This window comes from Nereida ignava (assembly GCF_001049735.1).
Classification (GTDB): Bacteria; Pseudomonadota; Alphaproteobacteria; order Rhodobacterales; family Rhodobacteraceae; genus Nereida; species Nereida ignava.
In genome coordinates this window covers 389409-407846 of record NZ_CVPC01000005.1, presented here as the reverse complement: position 1 = coordinate 407846, position 18438 = coordinate 389409, and the positions used below count along the sequence as shown (strand labels likewise).

The following is an 18438-nucleotide window of genomic DNA, read 5'->3' as shown; positions in this document are numbered from 1 at the left end:
CCCACTATTAAACCAAATCAGGGGCGCTGCGTCCAGAAAAAGCCAACAGTATTGGGCGGTTATGTGACTTTTAGGCCCCTATTGCGCTTATTGCAGCAGCTAATCGCAGTGTTTTGGCGTCTTGCATCGGCAAACAATTAATCATGAGGCCCCTCGATTTGCGGCCTGCAGGCACCGTGACCGAGCACAATCCAAGAAGATTGGCCACGCGCGTATTGCGAAGCGCCATCAAATTCACCTCAATAAAATAGTCTGGCTCTGCGATCAATCTCGCCAAGTTTGGCGGCATGATTGGCGCAGTCGGCAACAGCACCCCGTCAAATCGCGCGGCTTGATGGGCATAGTCGTGCCGGATCTGATCCAACTTTTGCCAACCCGCCACGAAATCAGATGCGGCTACGTTTTTGCCGGCTCTAAATCGCTCGCGAACCTGATCAAACATCGTGTCTGGCGACGCCTCAATAACCTCGCCCCATGTGCCATATGCTTCGGCAGTAAATAGCGGCCCCGCAACCGCGAAGGCATCATTCAAGACCTCAAATTCGAACGGTTCAACAACAGCACCTGCCTGTTCAATGGCTTCGATTGCGTCCTCGTAAGCAGCGCGCGGCGCATCTTCCAAACCTTCAAGCACCACTGTTTGCAATGCCCCAAACCGCACCCCTTCAAGAGACGCATGGGCCAGATCAACACTGCCACCACCCAACACATCAAACAGTGCCGCGGCATCTTCAACACTACGACACAGCGGTCCAACGGTGTCAAAACGCTGGCAAAGCGGCACCACACCTTTCGTTGCGATCGCTCCATGGGTTGTCTTCAGCCCTACAAGGTCATTCCAAACGGCGGGAATTCTGACGGACCCACCTGTGTCAGAACCTATCGCGGCAGCGGCCAAACCAAACGCAACAGATGCAGCAGCGCCAGATGATGACCCGCCGGCAACTGCATCATGGTCGTTCACACATGGGCTAGTCTCTGTGACGGGATTATACCCAAGCCCAGAAAACGCCAACTCGGACATATGTGTTTTTCCAAGACAGACCAGACCCATTTGTGTTGCACGTTGCAAAACAAGAGCGTCTGCATCGGGGGTTCGCCCTGCAAGCAGCTTTGACCCTGCCTCCGTGACAGTACCCGCCGTATCAAACAGGTCCTTCCAAGAAATCGGAACGCCATCAAGCGGGCACAGTCGGCCCCCGTTTTGTTGCCGAGTCCGTGCCGCAAGCGCCTCAGCCCGGGCGCGGTCAGCGGTAACGCGAGCGTAAATTTTATCCGTAAAGGGGTGGGCCGCAATCGCATCCAGAAAAACATCGCACAACTCAACAGGATCAATATCCCCTGCGCCAATGCCACGCCCAAGATCAAGAGCCGTCATTGTTTGCCATTTATGCATGCCGGAATACCCCAAGATAAATTGTCTCAGGCGAAACCTATCCGCTGCATCCAGCATGGACAATCCCGCCCCAACGCCCATATTCAGCAACATGGATAAGAGTACAGATTTGATCATTGTCGGCGGCAGCCTGAACGGATGCGCACTTGCTTTGGCAGCCGCAGGCGCAGGGCTGAGCGTCACGTTAATTGATGCCGAAGATGTCGCGACGCAGACGCTGTCCAATTTCAACGGTCGCTCATATGCGATCGCACTGGCTTCGCAGCGGTTGTTGAACGGGATTGGTCTTTGGGATGATCTTGAAGACGACGCACAGCCGATGCTTGAAATCAAAGTAACCGATGGGCGCGTTGGCGAAGGTCCATCACCGTTTTTCATGCATTTCGATCATGCTGAAATCGAAGAAGGCCCAATGGGGTTTATGGTCGAAGATCGGCATTTGCGACGTGCGTTTTTGAACGCTGTTCAGAATGCTGAGATCGTCCATCTGCCGAATGCCCGAGTAGTCGCGCAGCACACCGACGCGGCTGGCGCTTCTGTTACCCTTGCGGATGGAACCATGCATACGGGGCGCGTATTAGTCGGATGCGACGGGCGCACATCAGGCACCGCCATGCGCGCCGGTATTATGCGCAACGGTCGCGACTACGGACAGACTGCGATGGTCTGCGCGATTGCACATGAGAAACCGCACGGCGGAATTGCTCACCAGTTTTTCATGCCCGCGGGTCCTTTGGCGATTTTGCCCCTTAGTGGGAACCGAAGCTCTATTGTTTGGTCAGAAACGCATGAAACAGCGACCCGCGTCAGCAAAATGAGCGACAATGACTTTATTGAGCACCTCAAGCCCCGCTTTGGAGACTTTCTGGGAAATATTGAACTTGCGGGCGCACGCTATCACTATCCCCTGTCACTGACCTTGGCCAACGCCCTCACATCACAGCGCATCGCGTTGGTGGGTGACGCAGCACACGGCGTGCACCCCATTGCGGGACAGGGGCTGAACGCGGGCCTAAAAGATGTAGCAAGTCTTGTTGAGGTTCTCGCACTGGCAAAACGCAGGGGCGAAGACATCGGGTCCGATTTGGTATTAGCACGCTATGCGCAGTGGCGTCGTTTTGATGTTGCGGCTCTTGCTGCCTCAACCGACAGCTTCAACGCGCTATTTTCAAATGATAACGGCTTTTTGCGAGGCTTGCGTGACGTAGGGATGGGGATCGTAAACGCAGTTCCTGCCCTGCGCAGAGGCTTTATTCGCGAAGCCGCAGGGTTGACCGGCGATTTGCCCAAACTCATGAAAGGACAAAGCGTCTAAAGGCTACGCGCTTCGTCTACCAACAAGATTGGGATACCTTCACGGATCGGAAAGGCCAGTTTAGCTGACTTACTGATAAGCTCTTGGGCGTCAGCATCGTAATCCAATGTGCCTTGCGTGCGCGGGCAGACCAAGGCTTCAAGCATACGTGGATCAAACTTGGTAGCGGTCTTACCAGATACCTCTTGGCTCATTGCATCATCTCCTCTGACTGGCCCCCTCTTAACGCGAACTCGATCAGCGTCACAATAGTTTCGCGGCGTGTCGTCAGAGATGGCGCCTCAAGCAGCGCCTGTTTGTCTTCTGGCTCAAAGGGGCAAAGCATAGAAAGCGAGTTGATCAGCAACTCCTCGTCCGCTTCCTCCAAGCCATCCCAATCAGTCTTCAAATCATAAGCGTCAAAAAACTTTTCAAGCGACGCCATAAACTTGGGACGGTCAAATTCAGGATCCCGCTCAGTGGCGCCCAAGTCACGCTCAAAACCGCTCCAAGAGACGTCGCATTGACGGTAGGGCGAAAACCCTGCGACTTCTGCCGATACGCGAAACCGCGAAACACCAGCAAGGGTCACCATATAGCGGCCGTCTTCTGTCTCGGAAAATGCAGTGATCCGGCCCGCGCATCCAATAGCGTGCAGACCGTTTTCGCCGCGTGCCTCATAGGGCTGCACCATGCCGATCAAGCGGTGAGAAGTTTTGAGGGCATCTTCGATCATCTGAAGATAGCGTGGCTCAAAAATATGAAGGGGCAAGCGTGCACGCGGCAAAAGCAAAGCACCGGGCAACGGGAATACGGGAACGCGATTTGGCAGGTCAGCTGTTTTCATCATATTCAAGTAGATAGCTTTGCAAAGACGCAGGGCAACGCGACAAATGTGCCCCGCGTGAATTAGTTAGACAAAGATCATCGACGACAGGCGGCGGCGACCGTTCAACGCGATAGGGTCTTTTGCTTCAAGCGCATCAAAGATGGTAAATAGCTGTGCTTTTGCAGCGCCGTCGTTCCATTCACGATCACGCCCGAATAGATCAAGCAACTGATCCACGGCACCCTCTAGATCACCCGCTGCGTGCATGGCGGTGGCCAGATCAAAGCGGGCTTGGTGGTTGTTTTCATCAGCGTTCACCGCTGCGCGCAACTCATCAAGCGGACCTGCACTGGCGGCTTGCTTTGCCAACTCAAGTTGCGCGTGTGCTGCCTCAAGTTCGGCTGACGCAGATATCTCGGCAGGTGCGCCGTTCAGAACTGCTTCAGCTTGCTCAACTTCATCAAGCGCAAGATGTGCACGAACCAAACCGCCGTAAGCCGCTGCATTGGTGGGCTCTTCTTCCAGGATGGCTGCAAAAGTCTGAGCCGCATCTGACGCATCACCGGCAGTCAGCATTTCCTCAGCCGCCTCAACAGCAGCTGCGAGGCCGTCATCCTCACCACCAGGACCCATTGCGGCAACACGTGTGACAAACGCCTCAATCTCGGAACCTGCAACAGCGCCTTGAAAGCCGTCCACTGGCTGGCCTTGCCAAAACGCATAGACTGTCGGGATGGATTGGATTTGCAATTGTCCCGCAATCGCTTGGTTTTGATCTACGTCCAGCTTCACCATGCGAACGGCACCTTTTGCGGCTGTTACCGCCGCCTCAAGTGCAGGGCCAAGTGTTTTGCAAGGGCCGCACCAAGGTGCCCAAAAGTCAACGATGACCGGCACCTTTTGAGACATCTCAACGACGTCCTGCATAAAGGTCGCTTCTGAGCCGTCTTTAATCAGACCATCTGCTTGCTCGTTCTGCGAGGCACCAAGTTCCAACATTGCTTTATCCCTTAAATATCAGTTGCAGGTCATATGTGTAGCGTGGGTCGAAATGTCAAAGATCAAAGGTCGCAAAAACCGGAGCATGATCTGATGGCTTTTCCCAGCCACGTGCATCACGCAACACGCGACTGCTATGTGCTGCGTCTTTGATGTCACCAGTGGCCCAAATGTGGTCCAAGCGGCGTCCTTTATCCGCCGCGTCCCAATCTTTGGCGCGATACGACCACCAGCTATAAAGCCGGCCTGCGGGAATATCCGCGCGCGTCACATCATGCCAGTCACCTGCCGTCATCACATCATTGAAATGCTCTACTTCGATCGGCGTGTGGCTGACGACTTTAAGCAGCTTTTTATGGTCCCAAACATCGTCCTCACGTGGGGCAATATTAAGATCACCAACCAGAATAGCCCGCTTCGGTGCTGACGTCCTGAACGCGTCACGCATATCTGTCAGGTAGTCCAACTTTTGGCCAAACTTTTCATTCACATCGCGGTCCGCGATGTCACCACCCGCAGGCACGTAGTGGTTGTGGATTGTCACACCATTCTCAAGCCGGCCCGCGATGTGGCGCGCATGGCCAAGACTTGCAAAATCTTCTGCGCCGGCCTCGACCATTGGGATCTTGGAAAGGATCGCAACACCGTTGTAACCCTTCTGCCCGCGAGCAACCATGTGCGTGTAGCCAAGTGCTTCAAAACCAGCCGTGGGAATTTTCTCAACGGGAGACTTACACTCCTGCAAACACAGCACATCCGGCGCTTGCTCAGAGAGCAATTTAAGCACCAAATCCTCGCGCAGGCGCACTGAATTAATGTTCCAAGTGGCGAGAGTAAACGACATGGTGGTGCTCCTGATGTAACTTGCCCAAGTCGTAACTTAGCCCGCTTTGAAAGGCCAGTGTTGCAGCGCCTACCTACACTATGCAAAGCTGCGCCCACCCAATAGGAGCACGCGATGACACCCCAAGAGTTACGAGATCTGTATGGTTACCCTAGTGAACGGGCCGCCCAAAAAGAGATCACAATTTTCGACCATCATTGTCGTGCAATCATAGCCGCCTCGCCGTTTGTGATCATGGCGACCAGCGGGGCAAATGGGCTGGACTTATCTCCCAAAGGTGACCCGATAGGCTTTGTGCATGTGCAAGACGACAAAACGCTGCTGATCCCTGATCGGCCTGGGAATAACCGCATCGACGGGCTTCTCAACATTGCGGGCGATCCGCGGGTGGCACTGTTGTTCATGATCCCAACAGTGACCGAGACGTTGCGGGTGAACGGTCTTGCGGAAATCACCGCTGATCCTGAAATTTGCGACCGATTTGCGATCAATGGCCGTAGCCCAAAAACAGTTACCAAAGTTACTGCCACACAAATCTTTACCCATTGCGGCAAAGCGCCGATGCGCGCGGGACTATGGAACCCTGACACATGGCCTGACAAACGACCCGTCGGGACGCTTTACGAAATGGTCCGTGATCACGCCCAATTGCCCGTCGATACAACAGATCAGGCAGCAATTGAGAAGATGTATCAGTCAGAGCTTTACTAGGCGCCCACGTCCCCGAGGCAAAAAAGAAGCCCTGACCAATTTGATCAGGGCAAAGTCCAACAGGGAGAGAATGTTGTATCCCCAACATCAAAGGGTAAATAATGTATGCCACACCGTGCGGCATACGTCTTTGATCCAGATCAACCGTTAAGCCGGTAGCCGCCACTTTCCGTCACAAGCAAACGCGCGTTGCCGGGATCAGGCTCAATTTTTTGGCGCAAACGATAAATATGCGTCTCAAGCGTGTGGGTCGTTACACCGGCATTATAACCCCAAACTTCGTGAAGCAGTACATCACGGGCAACGACACCCTCGGGGGCGCGGTGAAGAAACTTCAAAATATTTGTTTCTTTCTCCGTCAGGCGAATTTTCTTTTCGTCCTCAGTAATAAGCATCTTTTGCGCAGGCTTGAACGTGTATGGCCCAAGGTTGAAAACGGCGTCTTCTGATTGCTCGTGGGTGCGTAGCTGCGCGCGAATACGTGCCAATAGAACCGGAAATTTGAACGGCTTTGTGACATAATCATTTGCACCGGCATCAAGCCCTAAAATGGTGTCCGCATCACTATCGTGACCTGTCAGCATCAGAACCGGACATTTCACACCTTGCTTTCGCATCAAACGGCACAGCTCGCGACCGTCAGTATCAGGCAGGCCTACGTCCAAAATCACCAAATCATAAAGCTGCTCTTTGGCACGCTCCATCGCGTTATGGCCGTTTTCAGCTTCGAAAACATCAAAATCTTCCGTCATAATGAGTTGCTCCGACAGAGCGTCACGCAGATCATCGTCATCATCAACAAGCAGAATTTTCTTCAATTGCGCCATCATGGCCTCCGTGAGTTATTGATCTACAAATGGGCACAAACGCAGAATTGAGCAAGTTTTACCCCGCCGTTTCACAGGCTCGTGTCAAAAGGGTTGCAAATGTTTCAATTTAAAGGGCAAGCATTGGTAACCTTGTAACATTTGAGCCCATGCCCTTTCAGCCCACACCAGCCCAAGCAAAAGCCCAAGCACACGCAGCCCTTCGCATCGGGCTTGGCGTGGGCATTCGCGATGATGATGGTCTTTGGGTTGCCTTTGCCGCTGAAACGCTCAGCCCGGACCAACTCAGCCAAGCATTGGACCTTGGTGGTGCAGAGCTGATCATCACGCACCGGCGCGCAGAAACGCTTAAAACAGCGGCTTATTTTGGCGATGTCGCACGGCTTGCCATACAAAGTGATGCTAATCTTCGCTGGATAAGGGGCGTCGCCGATCCAGCCACAGATCTAAGCACACCTATGAAGGGGCCATTTCGTTCCTTGCGCGACGGAGACCCGCGGGCACACCGAGCCGCCATTTTGCTTTGTAAGGCTGCCCATTTGCTGCCTGCTGCGGTGATGGTGCGCGTGCAATCCGCCGAAGGGCTGAGCATTCTCACCGCATCCGAAGTGTTGGCACAGGCTGACACGGCCCATTACAATGACATCGTTCACGCCGCCCTACCAATGGCCGTGTCAAACGAAGGACGCGTGCATGTCTTTAGACCCGACGATGGATCAGCCGAACACTACGCGATTGAAGTTGGTAAAATAGACCCCAATAAACCCATCCTGACGCGCCTTCATTCCGCGTGTTTCACCGGTGATTTGCTTGGCTCGCTCAAGTGTGATTGCGGCCCCCAACTGCGCGGCGCGATGGCGCAAATGGGCGCGCAAGGGGCAGGCATTTTGCTTTACCTCAACCAAGAGGGCCGCGGCATCGGGCTGGCCAACAAAATGCGGGCCTATTTTCTGCAAGACCAAGGCTTTGACACGGTTGAAGCAAATCACCGCATTGGCTTTGAGGATGATGAGCGCGACTTTAGGATTGGCGCCTCAATTTTGAACAAGCTGGGTGTTGGCAACATTAAGCTGCTGACGAACAACCCCAATAAGGTCGCGCGCATGGAGGATATGGGGATCACCGTCAGCGAACGCGTGCCGCTTATTGTTGGCGAAAACCCTGTGAACAGCGCCTATTTGAAAACCAAAGCAGCTAAATCCGGCCATTTACTGTGACCCCCTACACCACCCCAAACGATCTGGTTTTGACAAAACGCGGCTTGCGTTTTCAGGGGCAGTACTTTCCGTGCACAATCGGAAAAGGCGGCATCTCATCTGACAAACGTGAAGGCGATGGTGCGACACCCGTCGGTATTCACGGCATTGTCGGGATGCTTTACCGGCCCGACCGGATTGCCAAACCGGCTGATTGGGCCGTGCCCATTAGACCCGGTGATTTGTGGTCTGATGATCCACACCACGAAGACTACAACCTGATGGTTCGCGCGCCCTATCCGCACAGTCACGAGGTGCTGCGGCGGGCTGATCCACTTTACGACATTGTGATATTAACTGATTGGAACTGGCCGCGCGCCGAATTCAAACGTGGCTCTGCGATTTTTCTACATCGCTGGCGACGCCCCGTGTTTGGCACCGAAGGCTGCATCGGGTTTCGCCCAGATCACCTGAAACGGATCGCGGCACGGATAACATTTGGCACGCGCCTTATCGTGCCAAACTCCCTCATTCATTAACACTGCTGCCCTAGCTGTAATCACGTTCGCCAAAAATGGCGGATCCTACACGAATATGAGTGGCACCAAGTTGGATGGCGGTCTCAAAATCACTGCTCATCCCCATTGATAACCCCGCCAAACCGTTGCGTTCCGCGATCTTGCGCAGCAACGCAAAGTGCAAAGCCGGTTCTTCATCTACCGGCGGGATGCACATCAAACCTTTCACTGGCAAATCAAGTGCACGTGCCTCGGCGACAAACGCGTCCGCATCCGAAGGCAATACGCCCGCTTTTTGAGGCTCTTCGCCTGTATTTACCTGTACAAATAAGTCCGGACACGCCCCAACTTCTTGCGCAAGCCGCGCAAGGGTGCCAGCCAGCTTCGGACGGTCGACTGAATGGATGGCATCAAAAAGCTCCATCGCTTGGCGGGCTTTGTTGGTCTGAAGCGGCCCAATCAGATGCACGTTTACATCCGCAAACTCATCACGGAAGTCGGGCCATTTGCCAACTGCTTCCTGCACTTTATTCTCACCATAAAGACGGTGTCCTTGGGCCAACACGTCCGCGACACGGGCATTAGGTTGAACTTTTGACACCGCAATAAGCTGAACATCGGCCACATCGCGCCCAAACTGCTCACACGTCTTCGCGATCCGCTCGTTAATCCCATTCAGTGACATCGATACCTCGTTTTTCCAAAGCCTTTAGCAAGGGCATAACCCCATCGCCGTAACGCTGCCATGCCTTTTGCGACGACTTGTAAATTGGCTGACGGACCTGCGCCAGAGATAGCGTTTTGACCGCGCCTGTCGATTTATGAAACTCTAGACACTGATCCTGCCACTCCAAACCACACGCCGCAATCAGCGCACGGGCCTTGTCTTCGGGATCACGAACCAACGCATCATAATCAGCGATGTAAATATCATCCGGCATCTGCTGTTTCCAAAACGAGACCATATCCCGAAAAGCCAAATAGTGATCCGCAAGGCTTTCAAAATCATAGGCGTATCTGTGGGTGCCCGCCTGGAACAGATTGCGATAAATCGACAACAGATTGTCGCGTGGGTCCCGTTGAACAATCAAGAACTTGGCGTTGGGCATGATCGTTTTGATCGCCCCAAGGTAGAGATACGTTTGGATGGATTTATCAACGGTCCGCTTCGCAGCGGGATAACGGGCCGCCACATCCGCAAGGTACTTATCCGCCACGTCACTGCGCAACCTATCCGCTACATCACTAACGGGCTTATAGCTACTGCCATCGCGCAAAAGCCGCTCAACCGCGCCAGAGGCAAACCCCGTCTCCCCCATGCTGGTCACATCAGAATGCGCCGCAATAATCTGTTCAATCAACGTGGTGCCGGACCGCGGCATGCCGGTCACAAAAATTGGCGCGTCTTTGATATGATCCGGATGAGGTGCAGCAGGATCAAGGCCAGACTGCGCGCTTTGCAGCTGTGCCACCTGATCGCGCCACGCTTGGGGGTCATAGGGGTAATTCGCCGCAACCAAATCGTTGCCGCGCTTTAGATAAGGGAACGCGGCCTCATAGGCTTTGGTGTCCTCAAGCGCCTTGGTGATCGCAAAATCTAATTCCCAGCAGTCCGTGTCATTTGCCAATTGCTCCGGCGTGATCGCCAGCATTTTCGCAAGATACGGATCATCGGGCGTGAACTTCCGCGCGATAGACAACAGGCGATAAAGACTGCCGTCATTTGGCTGTAGCTTCAGGGCCTTGCGCAGATAAAACTCTGCCTTCTTCAATTCGCCCATCAGTTGATACACATGCGCGGAATTAGCCAACACAGCAACAGAAGCCGGCGCAAGCTTTTCCGCTTTACCAAGGGCGGACACCGCTTTGTTGTACTGCCCCACAGCACCAAGGGCGACACCATATTGCATATGAACCGCGGGCTCTTTCGGCATCTGCTTGGCCGCTGCCGCCAAATGGGTCACCGCCGCATCCGGCTTACCGCCTTTGGTGTAAAGCGTTCCAAGATGCAGGTGAGGCGGGCCATGATTTGGCACGACGCGTAAAATTTTCTGGAATTGCTGGGCCGCAAGCGCGAACTTTTTGGCGTTCATCGCGGCAAGGGCGGATTTGAACGCAGTTTGTAGCTGTTGCTCGGACGGTCGCTGCATGGGGTACCCTTCGTTGCACCCTATTCGTATCGCGCAGCAGGCCCCAAAAGAAAAGAGCGCACCCGAAGATGCGCTCTCTCTATAGTCGATACTAATCGTTAGATTAGAATGCGAAGCTAAGACCAGCTACAGCGAACTCTTGGTGGTCAACTGTCGCGAATGCTGATGCACCGCCACCGAGGTCGTACTGTGTGTTGATCCACCATGCATTTGACTCGTCTGTTGCGAATGTCGCAGAGACTGGGCCTTGAGCGTAAGCAACTGACAAGTTTGTAGAAGCTTTGCCATCTTTGTTGGTGTTGCCAGCGTGGTTTTTGTCATCTGCGTACTTAGCAGTGATTGTCAGCGCATCGATAGCATATGTCACACCAACTGTAGCGATCGCATCACGCTTGCCTTGTGTGTCATAGTCAACTGAGAAGCTCAGAGTGTCTGACACTGTGTAGTCGATGCCGAACTCAGTAGCTGAGTTGCCACGGTCGTTAGCTGTTGTGCTTACGAGTGACAGAGCTGCTGGGCCCATTGTGTAACCGAGTGAAAGCGATGTGCCTTCGTGTACAGCTGCAACTGCGTCTGTGAACGTAGCTGCTTTGTATGTGGCATCAGCAGCTGTGGCTGCTGTCGTCGCTGCGACGGCGGCTTTGTATGTAGCCGCTTTAGCTACAACACTGTCTTCAAAGTCATGTACAACTGTGAATGACAAGCCATTCATGTTGCCAGACAGTGAGATGTCGCCGTTCTGTGAGTCGTCATACAGATCGTCGATTTCGTCTTGACCGATTACCAATGTGTAGCCGTTAGCTTCCATTGTCAGTGTTGAGTTAGCGATAGAACCGTCTTTGGTGTCCATCTCACGGTCGTCGTCTTGGTCAGCCATCAGGCCAGCTTCAAGGTCGAAGCCCATTGTGAACTTGATACCGCTGTCTGTCTCAGTTGAGAGAGTAACGTCGGCTTGGTAGCCAGAGTAAGCTGTCATGTCGCCAGCTGGTACTGCTGCAGCTGCTGCTGTGCCAACTTGCTTTGCAAGAACCGCTTCTAGACGAGCAAGCTCAGCTTCGTCAGCTGTCTTGAGATCTTTCTCAGTGTTGTAATCTGCTTCTGTAGTATCTGCATCCATATTGGCTTGGTGAGCTGCAATAGCTGCTTTTGTCGCTTGAATGGAGTTACGTGTCGTTTGGATTTCAGAAGCTACTGCTGCAGCGGCAGTACCAGTGGCAGCTGTGTATGTTAGCGCACCAGTCGTGGAATCATACGCATATGCGCCGACGGTTGCACTTGCTGTACCAACTTTCACACCAAGCTTTGCAGCTACAGCATCAGCTGCCTCAGTGCGGTAGATACCAGCTTCACCTGAGCCGGAGAACGTAACGTCTGCGGATGCGATGCCAGCGGTTGCTACAAGCGCTGTCGTTGCGAAGAGACGATTAGATTATGACAGATCGCAGTAACGATGACTTTATACTACGATTCACATGGCATTTCGGCACTCGTCCAATCATATAGCTGAACATAATGCTGCTGTATTACTTACAGGAGCACACGATGATTTCTTTCCTAAGACGATCTAATAGTCGCGATCCCCAGCATAGTAGCGCCGCACCTCTACTCACACTTAATACGTTCTTCGATGAGCATTATTACCCGCATGCCAAAGCCACTAAGCGCTTAGCTTATCACGACTGGAGCGTGTACAACACGCATATGCGAGAGAAGCTTGGTCGCTATAGCCTTGATGAGCTGACTAACCCTGTTCTGGATGTATGGGTAAGGCAGCAGATCCTGCGAGAGTATAAGCGAAGCACAATCAATAAGCACATTCACCTAATGAACAGGATGCTTAACCTTGCACGACACTGGGGACATCTCACTGGATACAGCCAGTATCAGCAGAACATAAAGAAGCTGACAGTGGGAGATTACACACAGCGCTTCTTGAGTGACGATGAGATCAATAGTCTGCTCAAAGCCTGCCGTGCCAGCAGTAATCAGTTCTTATATCTATTCGTTCAGCTCTTACTCCTCACAGGCGCTCGCAAAGGTGAAGCACGTAATATGCGTTGGCAAGACGTAGATATTGCGAAGCGTGTCTGGACAGTGCCTCGCAGTAAGAATGGCAGATCAAGACGCATTATACTCAGCTCATCAGCACTCGAAGTACTGGACGCAACACGCACTCAAGCTGATCGATTGGACTTACCTACAAAGCCAGACTGCTATGTGTTTACCAACCCATATACACGCACCGCATATCACAGCTTCTATGCAAGTTGGTTCACAGCTCGTGACAAAGCTGGACTAACTGGTGTTCGTATTCACGATCTACGTCATACGTATGCCAGTATGCTTATCAATAAAGGAGTAAGCTTGTACGAAGTGCAGACACTATTGGGACACAGCAGTTTACAGATGACGCAGCGCTACGCACATCTTGAACCAAACCTACTTCATCAACGTACAGAGATTGTAAGTGATGCAATCAGCAGTATGAGTATTTGATACCAGCATCACTATGCCTGCCTGCCCCTTGAGCAATACTTACGGCATACACGCATAACTGTAGAGATATGTACGCTTATAAGGTGAGCTTAGGACTGTATGCGTTGAGACAAACACTCCTAAGCTTTGTACATATCTAAGAAGCCACGCAGCTGATCACTGATGACACCCGTGTCGTGCTCAGCATCATCTGTTGGTACAGCATCATCAACGTTATATTCGTCATCCCACCGCTCAATCTTGCGGATGCTCACATAGGGTTTCTGCATCAATGCCTCGCGGTCCATCTCATATATGCCAGGCAGTATGCCGTGTTTCCAACAGTCCAGCGCCATACGCTCATTGTCAGTCAGCTCCGTAATACGTTCGTCTATACGCTCACCCAGTGCCTCAAGCGTATCGTCTATCTTCTTCTGCGTGCTGTCCTTAGCAGACCACATACGAGCTTGTAGCGATCTATAGGTACGCATCCACTGGACCAACTCATCATAAATCGGCCCAGTGTCTACTTGCTCATATATACGAACAACACGCCGTATTACTTTTTTTTGCGACGCTCTTCTTCGTGTGCCCACGTAGCGTCATCACTGTCTTCAATAAGCTTGTGGAACGTTTGGATTGTGCTGCGCACACTATCCAATGTGTTGTCAGCATATGTAGCCATACCCTCAACCACCTTAGCACCATAACGTGCTGACACACGGCGCTTGCCGTCAACGCTTTGCGGAGCCCACCAGTACTGTGTCGTCTCACCATCCAGCTCTTGCTCAGTCTTATACTTGTCCAGCTGAGACAGCATTCTGTTTGCCTGCGCGAGTAGTTTTGCACGTGGACCAGATTGAGGGTTCACCGTTGCATCAATGTTATATTTCTTGAGTAGTTCGTCTAATGTTGGCATTGCCTAACTCCTTTAGTATCACTATGGTACTAAGTGAGTTAGGTGACGTGCTCCCAACGTCAAATATTATTCTGGCTCACGTTGCTGCTCTGGCTCTGTAAAGGGTCGAGCAGCATCCTTGTGTTGTGGCGGCGCTTGCTGCGGTTGATTTGTTGGACTTGGAGGAGGAATAGGAGGAGCTTTAATAGGTTGCTTAGGCGTCTGTTTAGGCACACTCTCACCTCGTAGTTCCTTAGCTATATCAGCTGTCGTAGCAGTTAGAAGTGCAAGTGCCGCAAGTCTCACATCGGTACTACTATCACGCTCTATAGCACGTATTGCATTCAACGAGCGTTGTATGTCCGTAAGTGCTGTCACAGCCGCACTCGCAGACGTGGGGGTAAATATTCACCTGGTTGATTTGCTAAGTACTCCACCACAAGATTTACACAGATAAAAATCATTGAGCTGCAGACCCATTCATACGTAACCGCCAGTTGAGCTGTGCTTGTTGTTCAACAGCACTCACACAGTCAGTACGCAACTGATCGAATACACCAGCCCAGTGCTTGTGATGTACTTGAGTGCTGTTGTTGAGCTGTCGTGCATACCAGCTGAGTTTGCTTGCACAGGTCATCATAGCATCAGCACTTGGGGATAGATGCCCATACCTTAATGTACGTAGATAACACTCACTCTTGCCCAGCCATTGCTCGCAGAACTCGCGATCAGTGCTTAGAGCATTACATTGCTTGAGCTGATCTCGTACGTGCTCCAGTATTTGTAGTCCCATCATACATCTCCTTAACTGATGTATTTATCAACGCAGCCACGTGTTCTGGGATCATTAGTGCTATTGCTTTAGACACATCCACGCGGCACGTGTCTGTGTATCACCTTCGCATAGTTCACTTCGCATACGCTCAGTTCTCTATGCTTGGTGTCTTTGCTAACGCAGTAAATATAAGTTCATATACATCTATAGGCATTCGCAGAGCAGTTAGATCAAGGCCTATTGAGGCCTCGATCCAACACACACGCACATTCGCGTCACTACGTTAGTCTGTACTACCAAACCATATCTGGAAGAGCAGGTTTTGCTATCATCTCTATTACTGGCATATCACACACATATATAAGACCCGCACAGACAGGCTACCTTATACATTGATGGGTCTCTTACGAGCTTGTCATCCATCTCACTTGCTGAGCTACCAACACATTCGCCAGCAGCTCATTCACCACACTATTACGACAATCAAAGCAGCAGGCTGGTTGAACATTTATACCTTCGCTACTTAAAGCATCCCACCTACAAGGATGGGGTAGTTGATTGAAGCGTATAACTGGCACTACATTTGCTCACCGTCTCACATCAGAACGGACTTGCAGCACTATTACAGTCGGCGTGCTAACCTTAATCCAGTTTGTATTGTTGCCTATATTGCCTGTGCCTTGGTTTGCTCAGTGCCTACCCTTATTTGAAAAATTTGCCTGTTTTGCCTTACACAGTTATTTATCCACTGTGCGCTCTGTCTAAATAAAACTGGCACTGCGTTGCCTTCGCTCACCACCTCAACTCTCATAAAATAAGTATTTGCTGGGAGAGCAAGCTAACACACTGTGATCATTGAAGATCATATTGGCCCATATCTGGTCGCCCAGATCATCGATCAGACCGTATGCTATACGCACACACAGCGTGAGAGATTGGCATATGAAACAAGCACTTACCCTAACAGACACTCAGTACCGCAACGTGATCAACTTCTGCAGCACACGCAAGCACACACTACGCGATCAGACCATCATACACGTGAGCTTCTTAGCAGGACTTCGCGCAATAGAGATTGCAGCTTTAGTTGTAGGCGATGTGTATGATGAGCGAGGCAAGGTACGCAGTCAGTTCACTATTCAAGGAGCACAGACCAAGGGCGGATATGCTCGCACAGTATATGTGAGCAGCAAGCTAAGGCGCATACTACGTGAGTATCACAGCACAGTGGCCCTGCGTAACAGCGATGATCCCTTGTTTATGACACAGATACGCACCAGCTTTAGCGCAAATACAATGTGTCAGCTGTTTCTACAGATATACAAAGACTGTGGGCTTAAAGGAGCAACCAGTCACAGTGGACGCAGAACATTCATTACCAAGCTTGCCAACACAGGCATCAATGTTCGCTTGTTAGCAGCCTTAGCTGGACATAGGCATATCAGCACAACCCAGAGATATATTGATGTAAATCCAGAGCAGTTAGCTAATGCAGTGGAGCTATTGTGATGGCAGCAAAGACAGAAGCAGCACTCACCAAGCAGCTACACAGAGAGCTCGAGCATAAAAAGTGGCTGGCTGAGCACTTACAGGGCACCAAGCAGCAGCGTGATTCTCTAAGACGCATACTCGTCCTCAGAACCGAACTCACACAACATACTGGCAAGCACAGCACACGTTAGTCATATGCGTAGTGCCAAAAGAAAAGAGCGCATCCGAAGATGCGCTCTCTCTATAGTCGATACTAATCGTTAGATTAGAATGACATTGTCAGACCGAGGTCCGCAACACTCTTGTCGCTGACTGAGCCGAAACCACCTTTGATAGCGAGACCGCCACCGAGGTCATATGAAGCACCGATACCATATGCAGCATCAGAACCAGCAGCATCTGTATCAGACATCGCTACTGTAAATGTCATTGCGTCCATTGTGTAAGCAGCTGACAAACCGAATGTATCTTCGTCTGCAGTGCCTGCTGGGTTATCAATGTTAACCATCAGCGCTTGGAAGTTGTATGCACCCATTGTGTAGCCTACACCGAATGACATGTAGTCTGTGTTTGCTGAATCATCACTTGCGAAGCCTACTGCGTAAGTAAAATCACCAGCAGCGCCAGATACTGAGAACGCGCTGTCTTGTGAGTCAGACCCCATTGAAGCTGCAACAGTGTAGTCGCCGAAAGCATATGACACGTGCACGTCACCATCTACAGCTGAATCATCAACCGCATCTACGTGGATGTTAGTGTTCAAGCCGTCGAACCCAACTTCAGCTGTGTTCAATACGACACCAGCGTTGCCAACAGCGCCAACAGTTACTGTCAAGCCGTTCACAGAGAAGTATACTTCTGGGTCGTTTGCACCACTACCAGACTGTGTGTCGCGCTGGTCAGCTTCTGACGCATCAAGGTCAACAGAAGCACCGAAAGCGATGCCGTTGTCTGACTCGCCAGATGCTACGATGTTCAAGTCGATCTCGTTGTGGACGATTACGTCGTCGACGCTGTTGTCAACAACTGCTGCTGCGGCAGGTACGCCTACAGCTGCATCAGCCGCAGCTACCGCTGCTGATGCACGGTTTTCTGTGTACTTCAAGCCCACGTTAGCAGAACCAGTAATTTTGATGTCTGCGGATGCGATGCCAGCGGTTGCTACAAGCGCTGTCGTTGCGAAGAGAATGTTTTTCATCTCGTATTTCCTTCGTTTAAAAGAATGGCCCCAACACGAACGCCGTGAAGGGTATGGATGGTGTTTCGCTTGAGGGCGCTCGCAATGCAAGAAACGCGAAACGGCTGTGCGCAACTATGCAAAACGTGGTGCAACTTTGTCACAACCGCTCAGCGGTGGAAATTTCAGGTGCGGGATTGCTGGTCGGCGGGCTGCGCTCACCGCACGGCAATTTACCTTGTGACCGCATACTGCGTTATATAGACAAGTATTAGTGATGTGGAATTAACGGCAGGTAGAGCAGATCATGCGTGGATTTTCAGTTAGAAACATATGTCTCAGCGTAATGGTATGCGGATTGTTGGCGGCCTGCGAGGATCGTGGTGCCACACAACAAGATGCCGCCGCCGTTGAGGAAACCCGCACCAGCACGATCTGGGATTTGTTCGCTAATACCGATGATCCCAACACCAAGCTTGAGGTGAATAAATACATCTGGAATGCCTCGCTTGATGTGCTGAACTTTTTGCCTGTTCAAACTGCTGATCCGTTTTCGGGCGTTATTGCCACGGGATTCGGCACACCCCCCGGTGGCCGCGCCGCCTACCGCGCCACGATCTATGTCCGCGATCCCGCTCTTGATGCGCGCAGCCTAACTGTGGCGCTGCAAACCCGCAGTGGCCCCGCCGATGTGGATACTGTCCGCGCTATTGAAGACGCCATCCTGACCCGCGCGCGGCAGTTGCGGATTGCGGACAGCAAACTCTGAGGCTGCACAGGCTGGCCTTTTGCGCCCAAGCATTTTACTTACCACGCCAAGCCATAAACCGGCTTGGCGTTTGCATTTAGAAGGACCCC

The 18438-nt window shown here is 51.9% G+C and carries 20 protein-coding genes; 7 read left to right on the top strand and 13 right to left on the bottom strand.

The annotated features are described in order from the left end of the window. Positions 1-70: 70 nt before the first annotated feature. Entirely contained in the window at positions 71-1396 is a 1326-nt protein-coding gene (locus tag NIG5292_RS06650) for an amidase (RefSeq protein ID WP_048598699.1), read from the bottom strand. A gap of 55 nt (positions 1397-1451) precedes the next feature. Here NIG5292_RS06650 and NIG5292_RS06645 point away from each other — a divergent pair, with 55 nt between their 5' ends. Further along, positions 1452-2711, top strand: coding sequence for an FAD-dependent monooxygenase (locus NIG5292_RS06645; RefSeq protein ID WP_048598698.1), 1260 nt, complete (start codon positions 1452-1454; stop codon positions 2709-2711). On the opposite strand, the gene NIG5292_RS06640 is transcribed toward NIG5292_RS06645, so the two are convergent. The 4 genes from NIG5292_RS06640 to NIG5292_RS06625 all read right to left on the bottom strand — a co-directional run bounded on the left by NIG5292_RS06640 (position 2708) and on the right by NIG5292_RS06625 (position 5362). Next, a complete protein-coding gene (locus tag NIG5292_RS06640; RefSeq protein WP_048598697.1) occupies positions 2708-2905 on the bottom strand; it encodes a Trm112 family protein in 198 nt (65 codons plus the stop codon). The two genes, NIG5292_RS06645 and NIG5292_RS06640, sit on opposite strands and share 4 nt — an antisense overlap. Continuing rightward, positions 2902-3540 (bottom strand): LON peptidase substrate-binding domain-containing protein, encoded by a 639-nt coding sequence (locus NIG5292_RS06635; protein WP_048598696.1) that lies wholly within the window; start codon positions 3538-3540, stop codon positions 2902-2904. Before NIG5292_RS06635 ends, NIG5292_RS06640 begins: the two co-directional genes overlap by 4 nt. Positions 3541-3603: 63 nt before the next feature. Further along, positions 3604-4518 carry a tetratricopeptide repeat protein gene (locus NIG5292_RS06630; protein ID WP_048598695.1) on the bottom strand — a complete coding sequence of 305 codons (915 nt, stop codon included), beginning with the start codon at positions 4516-4518 and terminating at the stop codon, positions 3604-3606. A 55-nt stretch (positions 4519-4573) separates the two neighbouring features. Further along, positions 4574-5362, bottom strand: a complete 789-nt coding sequence (locus NIG5292_RS06625) for an exodeoxyribonuclease III (RefSeq protein ID WP_048598694.1) — start codon at positions 5360-5362, stop codon at positions 4574-4576. Positions 5363-5476: 114 nt separating this feature from the next. On the opposite strand from NIG5292_RS06625, the gene NIG5292_RS06620 reads away from it, so the two are divergent. Further along, a complete protein-coding gene (locus NIG5292_RS06620) occupies positions 5477-6073 on the top strand; it encodes a pyridoxamine 5'-phosphate oxidase family protein (RefSeq protein WP_053084844.1) in 597 nt (198 codons plus the stop codon). A gap of 140 nt (positions 6074-6213) precedes the next feature. Here the strand turns inward: NIG5292_RS06620 and NIG5292_RS06615 are convergent, their stop codons facing one another. Further along, positions 6214-6900 (bottom strand): response regulator transcription factor, encoded by a 687-nt coding sequence (locus NIG5292_RS06615; protein WP_048598693.1) that lies wholly within the window; start codon positions 6898-6900, stop codon positions 6214-6216. Between the two features lie 149 nt (positions 6901-7049). On the opposite strand from NIG5292_RS06615, the gene ribA reads away from it, so the two are divergent. Further along, a complete protein-coding gene (ribA, locus tag NIG5292_RS06610) occupies positions 7050-8117 on the top strand; it encodes a GTP cyclohydrolase II (RefSeq protein WP_048598692.1) in 1068 nt (355 codons plus the stop codon). Further along, the gene (locus NIG5292_RS06605) at positions 8114-8635 is read left to right on the top strand and encodes a L,D-transpeptidase family protein (protein WP_048598691.1); all 522 of its coding nucleotides are present in this window, start codon (positions 8114-8116) and stop codon (positions 8633-8635) included. Before ribA ends, NIG5292_RS06605 begins: the two co-directional genes overlap by 4 nt. A 10-nt stretch (positions 8636-8645) precedes the next feature. Here NIG5292_RS06605 and NIG5292_RS06600 read toward each other — a convergent pair whose 3' ends face one another. From NIG5292_RS06600 to NIG5292_RS06590, 3 genes are all read right to left on the bottom strand, one after another. Further along, positions 8646-9299, bottom strand: a complete 654-nt coding sequence (locus NIG5292_RS06600; protein ID WP_048598690.1) for a YggS family pyridoxal phosphate-dependent enzyme — start codon at positions 9297-9299, stop codon at positions 8646-8648. Then, the gene (locus NIG5292_RS06595; protein ID WP_048598689.1) at positions 9280-10764 is read right to left on the bottom strand and encodes a tetratricopeptide repeat-containing sulfotransferase family protein; all 1485 of its coding nucleotides are present in this window, start codon (positions 10762-10764) and stop codon (positions 9280-9282) included. The genes NIG5292_RS06600 and NIG5292_RS06595 overlap by 20 nt, the downstream gene beginning before the upstream one ends. Before the next feature lie 103 nt (positions 10765-10867). After that, on the bottom strand, positions 10868-12058 hold the full coding sequence (locus NIG5292_RS06590) for a porin (protein WP_048598688.1): 1191 nt from the start codon (positions 12056-12058) through the stop codon (positions 10868-10870). 248 nt (positions 12059-12306) lie between these two features. Between NIG5292_RS06590 and NIG5292_RS06585 the strand changes: the two genes are divergently transcribed. Continuing rightward, positions 12307-13260, top strand: coding sequence for a tyrosine-type recombinase/integrase (locus NIG5292_RS06585; protein ID WP_048598686.1), 954 nt, complete (start codon positions 12307-12309; stop codon positions 13258-13260). A 119-nt stretch (positions 13261-13379) separates the two neighbouring features. On the opposite strand, the gene NIG5292_RS06580 is transcribed toward NIG5292_RS06585, so the two are convergent. The 3 genes from NIG5292_RS06580 to NIG5292_RS15305 all read right to left on the bottom strand — a co-directional run bounded on the left by NIG5292_RS06580 (position 13380) and on the right by NIG5292_RS15305 (position 14930). Further along, positions 13380-13730 (bottom strand): hypothetical protein, encoded by a 351-nt coding sequence (locus NIG5292_RS06580; protein WP_143081998.1) that lies wholly within the window; start codon positions 13728-13730, stop codon positions 13380-13382. Between the two features lie 68 nt (positions 13731-13798). After that, positions 13799-14158: a hypothetical protein gene (locus tag NIG5292_RS06575; protein WP_048598682.1), complete on the bottom strand. Its 360-nt coding sequence runs from the start codon at positions 14156-14158 to the stop codon at positions 13799-13801. Between the two features lie 439 nt (positions 14159-14597). Further along, the gene (locus NIG5292_RS15305; protein ID WP_048598681.1) at positions 14598-14930 is read right to left on the bottom strand and encodes a DUF6626 family protein; all 333 of its coding nucleotides are present in this window, start codon (positions 14928-14930) and stop codon (positions 14598-14600) included. Between the two features lie 924 nt (positions 14931-15854). On the opposite strand from NIG5292_RS15305, the gene NIG5292_RS06565 reads away from it, so the two are divergent. Then, entirely contained in the window at positions 15855-16421 is a 567-nt protein-coding gene (locus tag NIG5292_RS06565; RefSeq protein WP_048598679.1) for a tyrosine-type recombinase/integrase, read from the top strand. A 247-nt stretch (positions 16422-16668) separates the two neighbouring features. On the opposite strand, the gene NIG5292_RS06560 is transcribed toward NIG5292_RS06565, so the two are convergent. Then, positions 16669-17601: a porin gene (locus tag NIG5292_RS06560; RefSeq protein ID WP_048598678.1), complete on the bottom strand. Its 933-nt coding sequence runs from the start codon at positions 17599-17601 to the stop codon at positions 16669-16671. A 325-nt stretch (positions 17602-17926) separates the two neighbouring features. Here NIG5292_RS06560 and NIG5292_RS06550 point away from each other — a divergent pair, with 325 nt between their 5' ends. Continuing rightward, positions 17927-18349, top strand: coding sequence for a DUF3576 domain-containing protein (locus NIG5292_RS06550; RefSeq protein ID WP_233488183.1), 423 nt, complete (start codon positions 17927-17929; stop codon positions 18347-18349). Positions 18350-18438: the final 89 nt, after the last annotated feature.